This is a genomic window from Microcystis sp. M_QC_C_20170808_M9Col (assembly GCF_007095495.1).
GTDB lineage: Bacteria > Cyanobacteriota > Cyanobacteriia > Cyanobacteriales > Microcystaceae > Microcystis > Microcystis aeruginosa.
On sequence record NZ_SFBZ01000183.1, the window covers coordinates 1 to 10155 of the forward strand.

The window sequence follows — 10155 nt, forward strand, 5'->3', positions numbered from 1 at the left end:
GGGATTTTTTCCCTGAAAATTAGGTAATTGACCACCTGAAAATGGGTAAAACCCCACACCCCACACCCCACACCCCACACCCTGCCCCCACGAAAAACTTTTTCAGCAGCCCCTAAGTAAGTGGGAGATAGGAGTCAGGAGTCAGGAGACAGGAGACAGGAGACAGGAGACAGCTTTACTCTCCCCACACCCCATCACCCCATCACCCCACACCCCACACCCCACACCCCACACCCCACACCCCACACCCCACACCCCACACCCCACACCCCACTTCCCATCACCGAGGGAGTAATTGTTGATAGAAATCCAATTGTTTTTGAGCGAGGGCTTTATTAGTATAATTGGTCATTACCCTCTGATAACCCCTCTGGCCTAATTCTTGAGCGAAGCTGGGATTATCTAAGAGAGTTTGTATAGATTTAGCCAGTGCCTCCCCATCTTTTTCGGGAAAAATTAAACCCGTATCAGCAATAACAAAGGGGATTTCTCCCGAATCAGAACCAATAACAGGAACCTGACAGGCCATAGCTTCAATTAAGACATGACCGAATTGTTCTTTCCAACCGACGGCCGTTAAGGTTTTGACCTGATAGGTGATTTCTGAAGGCAAAACTAAAGTGTTCATCAGGTTAATATAATTAACTACTTGATCGTGGGGAACACTTTCCACTATCATCAAGCGATCGCTTATTCCTGCGGCTGTAGCTTCGCTGACTATTTTATCTTTGAGGATGCCCCGACCTAACAGTAATAATTTCCACTTACCTGTTAATTTAGCTACAGCTTTAATCAGCGTTATAATGCCTTTCTCTTCCACAAAACGACCGATAAAACCAATCACGAATTCATCGGTTTCAATGCCTAAAGATCGGGCTAAATCGGGTTGCTTGCCAGGGGAAAAAAGGACTTCATCCACTCCTAATTGCGGTAAAACGGTGTATTTACCCCTGTAACCCCGTTCTTTTAAAACATCTACCCCATCTTGATTACCAGCGATTAAACCATCGGTATTTTTCAGGTTATAAGCTTCTAACCAAGAGATGGGAAATTTAGGAGTATAGGGAAGATTCCACCAGGTAAAAAATACATTTTTAGCCCGGAGATTTAAGAGACGATTCAGAGTAATAAATTGAGCATAAGCGAGAGATTTAGAACCCTGTTCCACTTGAATAATATCGGGTCTAATTTTTTGCAATAAAGAAATTATATCAGTGCCAAAAGTTAATAAAGCTTGGTTATTCTGGCTAAAATTAGATATAGGAATGACTCGGAAATTGTCGGCTATTTTCGCTTGACTTTCAATGATTTTATTTTGGACTCCTCCCGGTTGCCAACGTTGGGGAACAACAATAGTAACTTCAATATTGGGATTTAATCTTGTCAGGGCGCGCAGTTTCTCACAGTTGAGATCAACTATATATGTATGACTAGCGACTAAAATTTTCATAGATTATCTAGTTTTGTATAAATTTGGCCATCATTCCAGAGGGACTTTACTTGAGTTTTCAGAGCATCGAGAAAACCTAAACTATAAAAAATTCCCCTAGAAAGGATTTTAATCGGGGAACCACCTTTATTACAGGGAGGATTGCCAAGAACGTGACAATCAAATAATTTAGCGTAGAGTCGCAATTGTTGAGCGGGAGTGAGATTTTTCAGGGCCATCAGAAAGTGATTATGATAAAAAGTCGTCTGATAACTCAAAGAACGAGTGCTAATATCATGACAGCCGCCAGTTTCTTCCCCTAAATGAACCAGATAAGCGGTGGGATCGTACCAGACATGATAGGGAGTCTGGCGTAACCTTAAGCAAAAATCCGATTCCTCGCGCACGGCACTGCCACGAAAGCGTTCATCGAACCAAATGCCGTATTTCGTAAATATATCCTTCCGGAAAGACATATTACAGCCCCGGGCCGAGATTACCTGCTGGGGTTTAGTGGTGTGGACAAGATCGATGTAATACCAAGCAATGCCCGGATCCATGGCTTGGGGGGGTAAAAAGTCGATTTCGTAGGGTTTGCCGGTATCTGTCGCCATTTTTTGGGAGTCACCCAATTTCATGCGATCGAATACCCGACCGGCCACTACACCTATCTTAGGGTTCTTGACAAAATTCTCACTATGTGCTTTGAGATAATTATCCGGTAGCCGCACATCATCATCGATAAAAAGAACGATATCGCCTTGGGCGCGACGGACTCCATAATTTCTCGCACCGGGTAAACTCGCCCAATCCAGCCGATACCAGCTAATGTTGTGCTGATTAGCCAGATTTTCCAGATAGGATTGTATGGCGGGGCTGTGGGTAGCGGTCTGGTCGATAACTAATACCTCAAAATCGGGATAATCTTGTTTGAGTAGGTCATCGAGGGTATCTTTAAGAGGCTCTTCGCGTCGATAGGTGGGTATGATGACAGAAATCGAGGGAAAATTCATAGCAGGGAATGGGGGAATGGGGGAGTGGGGGAGTGGGGGAGTGGGGGAGTGGGGAAATGGGGGAATGGGGGAATTTCCACTAAAACCCTAAAACCCCAACACCCTAAAACCCAACACCCACATTTCAAGCTAAAGAAACACCTTTGCGTTTAAAATTTAAGCCCTTTTTGGAGGATTTTGTGGCGGTTTCCCCCGCCAGAATTTTGGCTTCTTTTTCCTGTTTTTCAATCACGGGTAATTTAAAAATTACGCCCGCAAATATCCAGTAATAAACGCCCACAGGATCTGTATCGAGGGCATACCAATAGGGAAGATAGGCAACAAAGAGCAGCAAAACCCAATAACTACCGGCAAAACCTCGCAGAGTCGGATCTTTGAGGGAACGATAGGTGCGGAAGGCCAGATAAACTAGATGGGTCATGAATATCATGTACAAGGCAAAACCAATGTATCCCAACTCAAATAAAACTTTAGTGTGATAGGTTTCCACAAAGGAAATATCACCGAAAACCCTAGCAGAAGCCGTGGCCACACCAAGTCCACGACCTAAAATACCGCCCTGATTACGGATAGCAAAATCCAACTGTTCTTGAAGAAAAGCGGTGGGGGGAGCCTGTTGCCAACGGCTGATGGCGCTATCGTAGCGTTGTTGGACAAAATCGGGGTTAAGAAAAGAAAAACCGATAGCTAGAAGTAAAGTGGCGGCAAAAATGATCGGCAAAAATCGTTTTAAGTTAGCGATTTGTCCCGTAAGAATCGTCAGCAGACCAACAATCATCGGCACAGCAAAGAAAGCTAATCTTTGCCCGGAGACCACTGCATTAATAAAAACTAGGGTTAAACCTACTAGGGCTGCTAGTCGCCATTTTTGGGAAGTTTCACTAAAGGCACTGGCATAACAAATTACGGCACTAGAGACCAAAAACCAAGCCCAGTGCCAAGGGGAAACAAAGGTACCCGGTAGGCGGATCATATTCACTTCCGGACTATACACTAATGCCCCACCAACCAAACACCTTGCATCTAAGTGGGCTTTGAATAGTGCATCAGCTACAAAGCCTCTAGTTCCTACACAACGACCGGTTTTCAGCATCCAGTATTGCATTAGTCCTAGGACACAACAAATAATCGCTAAAGTCACTAAAAGACGACTAAAAAATAATAGGGTCGGTTTGTCTTTGATTAAGTAATAAGTGCAGAAGATCAAGGGGACATAACCCAGCAAAACTTTAAATCCTAATATTCCTTGCAGAAAAGGCTCACTTTCCCGACAGGGAACCCGAAACAAAAAGCCGTTGCTGAAAACTCTCAGTCCTTCTACAGATGCACAAGTAGGCAGAAATTGTCTCTGTAAATTGACAGCTAATAGACAAACTACACAGAAAACAAAGATTAATAATAGGGTTGTACCTAATTGTTTGGGGACAATAATCGGTAATTGCTTTTTTCGACATTCTAAAACTAAGGCGATTAAAGCGGGTAGATAAAAGATATCTTTACTAAGCTGCAGGATGGGACTACCTCCCAACCAATAGATAATACTGCCAGTGAAGGGGACATAGATAATAAATGCCCAAAGAGCCATGCGAGGATAGCTAAAGGAGAAAACTCCTAAAATTAAGGCTAAACTTACTGCAGCTCCTATGTTGGCATCAAATAATAAGCTGAGGGGTAATCCGAGCAAAATTGCTACACAAATAGCAAAAACAATTAACCCCGTTAATTTTTGTTTCTTTTGCCTTTCTTCTTTTTTGAGGGCAAGTTTCTCTTTGATGTTAAGCGGGGGACTATCAGCTTTTGTTTGGCCCTGTTTATGCTTTTTTTTCTGGCGATCGATACTTAGTCCGGTCATAATTATCCCTTGCTAGGCTAGGCTAAGGGCATTATAATCCCTGTCCCCCTCGATCGACTACAAAAGATAGCTTCGCACCGCTTCCACTAGCCTTTCTGTCCAAAAATTGGCTAATTCTAGGGTTTCTGCTTCCACCATCACCCGAATTAAGGGTTCTGTCCCGGAAGCGCGCACCAAAATTCTGCCTTTTTCTGCCATAGCTGTCTCAGCTTTGAGTATTTCTCGCCGCAAAGGTTCACATTGCTGCCAATTACGTCGCACTTCTCTATCTTCCACCCGCACATTGCGTAAAATCTGCGGATAGGTGACAAAGCTATGATCGACTAAGTTAGCCAAGGAAACTGCCGATTTCTGCACTAAAGCCGCTAAATGTAGGGCGGTTTGCATTCCATCCCCAGAAACCCCGTAATGATGGCAGAGGATATGACCGGATTGTTCACCCCCTAGCATGGCTCCAGTTTCCCACATTTGCGCCTGAACGTGCTGATCGCCCACGGCAGTCCGCAAGAATTGACCCCCCAGTTTTTGCCAAGCGCGTTCAAAACCTAAATTAGCCATCACCGTGGCTACTAATAACCCATCGGGTAGCTGTCCGGCTTCTAAGAGGGAACGACCCCAAAAATAGAGGATATAATCGCCATCTACTACTCTACCTTGACTATCCACGGCCAGGACTCGATCGGCATCGCCATCGAAGGCAAACCCTAAATCCGCTTGCTGATTAATCACCGCCGCCTGTAAGCTTTCTAAATGGGTAGAACCACAATTAACGTTAATGCGATCGCCGTCGGCTCGATCGTGTAGGCAGATAACTTCCGCCCCCAAAGCTTGGAATACTAAAGGTGCTAGGTTAACGGCTGCCCCCCAAGCTAGATCTAAAACTATTTTTAATCCCGATAGGTTAATATCCCTCCCGACGGAATCAATGACAGCTTGATAATATTTTTGGATTAATTCGGGACAAAAAGTCGCTTTTCCCCAATTTTCCGGTTTATCTGCTAATTCTAAATTGCCTCTTAAACCCGCTTCTATCTGTGCCGCTAAAGTGCCAGATAATTTTAAACCGCTGCTGTCAAAAAATTTAATGCCGTTATCTTCAGGAGGATTATGACTGGCAGAAATCATGATCCCCCCCATCGCTTCGCTTTCTCTGGTTAAATAGGCGACGCAGGGAGTGGGACATAATCCCAGTTGCCAGACTTCTATTCCCGCCCAAGTTAAACCCGCAGTGATAGCATTGGCTAACATATCACTGGAATTACGGGAATCTTGACCGATAATTACTGGTTTGGTGACACCAGCTTGATTTTTTAATACCTGTCCTGCCCAAAATCCGATTTGTAGCGCTAGGGGGGCAGTTAATAATTCTCCCACTTGGCTGCGAATTCCGTCCGTGCCAAACAGGGGAGATGGCGGTAATTCGATTAAACCCGCTAAGGATAACAGGGGATGCGATCGAGCTTTTTGCCCATTTTGATAAGATAGAGAAGCTACCATGGCCGATTACATTCCTCACACGACACAATCAGAGGATAACATGATCACCGATTTTTTAAAATCAATGTTCCCAGTTGACCTTAATTCTCTTTCCGGGGTTCCTTACATAGGGTGTAGGGTGTAGGGTGTGGGGTGTAGGGTGTGGGGTGTAGGGTGTAGGGTGTGGGGAGATGGGGAGACCACTTCGTGCGCGTTGCGGGGGGAGGTGGGGAGAATAAATAAAAATAGTCTCCTCAATCCTGTCTCCTCAATCCTGTCTCCTGAATCCTGAACGAAGATTGTTGGTTTTTGCAGGAGGTCTAATCAAGGAACCGAGGTTATTTGGTAAGCTAAAACGGTAATCTTGACCCCCGAATGCCCGTGCTGATCAGTGTTGTCATCCCTACCTACAATCGCCAAGCAATTTTAAAAAAATGTTTACTAGCCCTAGAAAATCAGCGTTTAACCGATAATAAGGTGGAAAACTACGAAATAGTCCTTGTCGATGATGGCTCTACCGATGCGACGATCGCTTGGCTAGAAAGTCACAAAGGCAATTTACCCCATCTGCAACTGTGGCAACAGGATCACGGCGGACCGGCGCTCGCTAGGAATCTGGGGGTAGAAAAAGCTCGTGGTGATACGATTATTTTTATCGATAGCGATCTGGTAGTGACAGAAAATTTTTTGCAAGCCCACGCCGACGCTTTAACCGCCGGGGCAGCAAGTCTCGGCAGCGATCGCTTATTTACCTACGGCAGTGTCATTAATACCTGTAACTTCGAGCATCCCACCAGTGAACCCTATAAAATCACCGATTTCTCCGCCGCCTATTTTGCCACGGGCAACGTGGCGATCGCTAAAAAATGGTTATTAGCGGCGGGATTATTTGATACCCAGTTTCAACTCTACGGTTGGGAAGATTTGGAATTAGGGGTGAGATTGAAGCAATTAGGACTAAAATTAATTAAATGTCCTGAAGCCGTCGGTTATCATTGGCATCCCCCCTTTAATCTCGCTCAAATTCCCAATCTCATCGATAAGGAAATTCAACGAGGACGAATGGGAGTGCTTTTTTATCAAAAACATCCCACCTGGGAAGTGCGGATGATGATTCAAATGACTTGGATTCATCGACTGTTGTGGGGTTTACTTTCCCTGGGGGGAACCCTGAATGAACGCAGCCTCTCCCCTCTGTTACAATGGTTGATCGATCGAGGTAAACCGCAATTAGCCCTAGAAATTGCCCGCATTTTTCTCAATTGGTACAACGTGCGCGGCGTTTATCAAGCTTATCGGGAAATGCAGCTTCAGTGAAATGTCTTGGCGAACACCGATGAAAGCGTTTCTTACAAAGACGAGGTGTCACTAACCCCGCCCTAAAACCAGAGACTTTGTACCTCACCATCGAGATAACTGCCCTAAAGGTAAACATTTGCCGATAAAAAACTGAATATTTGCTTTCTTTTTCTGATAATTGCTGCCACAATCAAAAGCAATCAGCATAAAGAGCGGCGGAAAACACTGACCACATTTGCCCCTTGTGAATTATCCTCTGAGATTGGGCATATTATAAAGTAAATTTTCCTAGAGGAGGAATCCCATAATGAATATCTTCGATATTTTAATCGGTTTTGTCGGTGGAGGTGCGATCGGGGGTGGGGCTTTATATGCCCTGCAAGAGGGAAAAATCAGGGAAGCACTACAGAAATATGACAAAATTCAGGCGGCTTTAGGTAAAGCCGAAGAGGAGTTAAAAGACAGCAAAGGACAGTTAAAACAACTCGCTCTCTCCGAAGAACGGATTCGCAATATCGAAGCCACCTATAGAGAAGAAGTGGCTAAATTGCAAAAAGAATTAGAAGATAGCCAAGGACGTTTGCAAGAGATAGCCAGCGCAACTCCCGCTCAAGCCGTGGAAGTCGCCGATAAAACCCAAATTCAGCCACTTCAAGAGGAATACGAAGCTAAAATCGAGGAATTGCGCCAAAGCTATCAAAGTCAAATACAAGAGATCATAGACGGGAAGCAAGGGGAAATGGAAGCCCTGCGTCAAAGTCAACAGGATCAGATTCTAGAATTAGAAAAGGGCTATCAGTCGCAAATTCAACAACTAGAACAGGGTTATCAAAGCCAACTGTTAGAATTACAAAACGCCCGCCAAACGGTAGTGGATGATCGAACCACTGAAATCGTCGAACCCTGGGATGATTTCCCCGATAGCCCCAGTGCCGAAGAAATAAATCCTTTTGATGGTTTTATCACCGAAGAAACCCTAGGATTGCCACCAGAATTTGCCACTGAAACGCCCCTAGAAACGCCGGTTTCCGAATCAGAATTCAGCAGTGAGATGAATCCTTTTGATGGTTTTATCACCGAAGAAACCCTAGGATTGCCACCAGAATTTGCCCCCGAAATGTCCCTAGAAACACCAGTTTTCGAGGAGACATTTGACGGTTTAAACAGCCCAGAAGAAACCTTAGTTTCTCCAGAAATGACTGGGAGCGAAGATTTTCCCGTCATGGCAGAACCAGCAATCTCTGACTGGGAGATGTCCGCTGCTGAGATAGAATTTCTCAACAGTTTAACATTAGAGGAAGAAACGAGAACTATCGGTAGCCTAGAAGAATTATCGGGTAATTACGGTCAGATTCAAGAAACCGTTAGCAGTGACACCAGTTTCTCTGATTTATTAGCCCCCGATGCCGAAAAATTCGCTGATAACCAAAATTTTCTCGATGACTTATTTGCTGATACCTCTGACAGCAATAACCCCGAATTATTCGATTATTTTGCGGAAGAAACCCCTACAGTTGCATCTAACCGCCAAAATGTTGCTTCTGTTGCGAGTGACCAAGAAGAACTAGATTTCTTCAGTATGTTGGATAATGAAGAAATGGCTAATCTAGAATCCTTACCTTCTGACGAAGAACTGCCCCTTGATGATCTATTTGGCGATGATTTATTCTCGGATGGGGACAATAGCAAAACCACGAGGCTAGAATCTCATCAGTAGGCAGATTGCCCGCTATGAAGGCAGAAGACAGAATTTCTTCCCCACCCGATTTCTGGCTTCTGACTTTCCTAACTGCGCCACCAGATGGGCGTTTTCCCCTTGTCCCCCGATTCCCATACCATAGAATAGTAAAAAAATCTACATCAAAAGTAGTGGACATTGGCAAAAAAACAAATATGATATAGGAGGATACGTTGTATCCTTTTGACTGTACCTAGCCTTTAAGTAAGGAGATATTCCCGTGAAACTCACTATCAAAACCCTTGTTTTATCCACTGCCACTTTCGGCTTAATGTGGGGTGTGGCACAAAACGCCCAAGCTGCTACTCTAATTCCTGGAGTCACTGCCTCAACGACCATATCAACTCAGTCTATGCCACTATGGGATATAAACGATACCGTCAACGGCAAGGGGCTGCCCGGTAACAATCCGAGTCTTACGGGAGTTCACGGGGAGTCGCAGACTGGTAATTCTTGGCGGTCAAATGTTTTAACTAACACGCCGCCGGGCAGCACAATTTCCTCAGGTACTATCACTTTTAATCTCAATGGTAGCTATAATCTATCTAAGTTTACTTTCTGGAACCTTGGCGGTAGTAGTGCCGAGCTTACCAGTCAGGGAATTAAAAATGTGACGATTCAATACTCCAACAACGGTGGAACAACTTGGAGTACCCTGAGTGGCGCTCCCAGTATGTTTGCTCAAGGAACTTTTGGTCCCGCTAGTTCCCCAGATAGAAGTCAGACCCCACAGCAGTTCAGTTTTGCCTCAGTCGCTGCGACTAATGTTAGATTTACTAATCTGAGTAACTTTGGAGGGTTCACTGACCCCAGCGCAAACAATCGCATTGGCTTCTCAGAGATTCAGTTTGCAGGAACCAAAATCCCCGAACCTTCTTCCTTGCTTGCTCTGTTAGCCTTTGGTTTAGCGGGCGTTAGTTTGGGAAAAAGAATTTAACTTAGTGTCAGCATAATTCCCTCGCTAGAAGTCCCTCGCTTTTAGCGATGGGATGAATGCCGAACCTATAGACAATTCTCAAAAACCGATGCTCCGATAAACAGATCCTGACCACTATTCCTGAAGCGATAACCGAGCTTCGGCGGGTCGTGTTGCCAGGGAAAGTATGGGTCTTAGGAACTAGGACGGATGCCGGGGTCGGGAAGGTAAGACTGGCTATCTTTCGAGGTAGAAAGCGCATCCCATTGAAGCAGGAAGCTCTCAACGACCTTGAGAGTAGTTCACTCTTTAGATAGGGGCTGCTGAAAAAGTTTTTCGTGGGGGCAGGGTGTGGGGTGTGGGGTGTGGGGTGTGGGGTTTTACCCATTTTCAGGTGGTCAATTACCTAATTTTCAGGGAAAAAATCCCTAA

Annotated in this window: 7 protein-coding genes; 3 read left to right on the plus strand and 4 right to left on the minus strand. The window is 44.9% G+C overall.

The annotated features are described in order from the left end of the window. Positions 1-280 precede the first annotated feature (280 nt). The 4 genes from hpsO to glmM form a co-directional block, all read right to left on the minus strand. Positions 281-1450, minus strand: coding sequence for a hormogonium polysaccharide biosynthesis glycosyltransferase HpsO (gene hpsO, locus EWV68_RS10895; protein WP_287169772.1), 1170 nt, complete (start codon positions 1448-1450; stop codon positions 281-283). Further along, positions 1447-2442, minus strand: a complete 996-nt coding sequence (gene hpsN, locus EWV68_RS10900) for a hormogonium polysaccharide biosynthesis glycosyltransferase HpsN (RefSeq protein ID WP_287169774.1) — start codon at positions 2440-2442, stop codon at positions 1447-1449. Before hpsN ends, hpsO begins: the two co-directional genes overlap by 4 nt. A 124-nt stretch (positions 2443-2566) precedes the next feature. Further along, a complete protein-coding gene (gene hpsL, locus EWV68_RS10905; RefSeq protein WP_287169775.1) occupies positions 2567-4294 on the minus strand; it encodes a hormogonium polysaccharide biosynthesis protein HpsL in 1728 nt (575 codons plus the stop codon). Between the two features lie 57 nt (positions 4295-4351). Continuing rightward, on the minus strand, positions 4352-5791 hold the full coding sequence (glmM, locus tag EWV68_RS10910) for a phosphoglucosamine mutase (RefSeq protein ID WP_287169777.1): 1440 nt from the start codon (positions 5789-5791) through the stop codon (positions 4352-4354). Positions 5792-6145: 354 nt separating this feature from the next. Here glmM and EWV68_RS10915 point away from each other — a divergent pair, with 354 nt between their 5' ends. The 3 genes from EWV68_RS10915 (at position 6146) to EWV68_RS10925 (ending at position 9744) form a co-directional block, all read left to right on the plus strand. Further along, positions 6146-7087, plus strand: coding sequence for a glycosyltransferase family 2 protein (locus EWV68_RS10915; protein ID WP_002758132.1), 942 nt, complete (start codon positions 6146-6148; stop codon positions 7085-7087). Positions 7088-7376: 289 nt separating this feature from the next. Continuing rightward, a complete protein-coding gene (locus tag EWV68_RS10920) occupies positions 7377-8786 on the plus strand; it encodes a hypothetical protein (RefSeq protein WP_287169778.1) in 1410 nt (469 codons plus the stop codon). Positions 8787-9027: 241 nt separating this feature from the next. Continuing rightward, positions 9028-9744 (plus strand): discoidin domain-containing protein, encoded by a 717-nt coding sequence (locus EWV68_RS10925; protein ID WP_287169780.1) that lies wholly within the window; start codon positions 9028-9030, stop codon positions 9742-9744. Positions 9745-10155: the final 411 nt, after the last annotated feature.

Coding starts and splice junctions, on each gene's coding strand:
- glmM (WP_287169777.1), bottom strand. CDS start 5,791: ATGGTAGCTTCTCTATCTTATCAAAATGGGCAAAAAGCTCGATCGCAT.
- EWV68_RS10920 (WP_287169778.1), top strand. CDS start 7,377: ATGAATATCTTCGATATTTTAATCGGTTTTGTCGGTGGAGGTGCGATC.
- EWV68_RS10915 (WP_002758132.1), top strand. CDS start 6,146: ATGCCCGTGCTGATCAGTGTTGTCATCCCTACCTACAATCGCCAAGCA.
- hpsO (WP_287169772.1), bottom strand. CDS start 1,450: ATGAAAATTTTAGTCGCTAGTCATACATATATAGTTGATCTCAACTGT.
- hpsL (WP_287169775.1), bottom strand. CDS start 4,294: ATGACCGGACTAAGTATCGATCGCCAGAAAAAAAAGCATAAACAGGGC.
- hpsN (WP_287169774.1), bottom strand. CDS start 2,442: ATGAATTTTCCCTCGATTTCTGTCATCATACCCACCTATCGACGCGAA.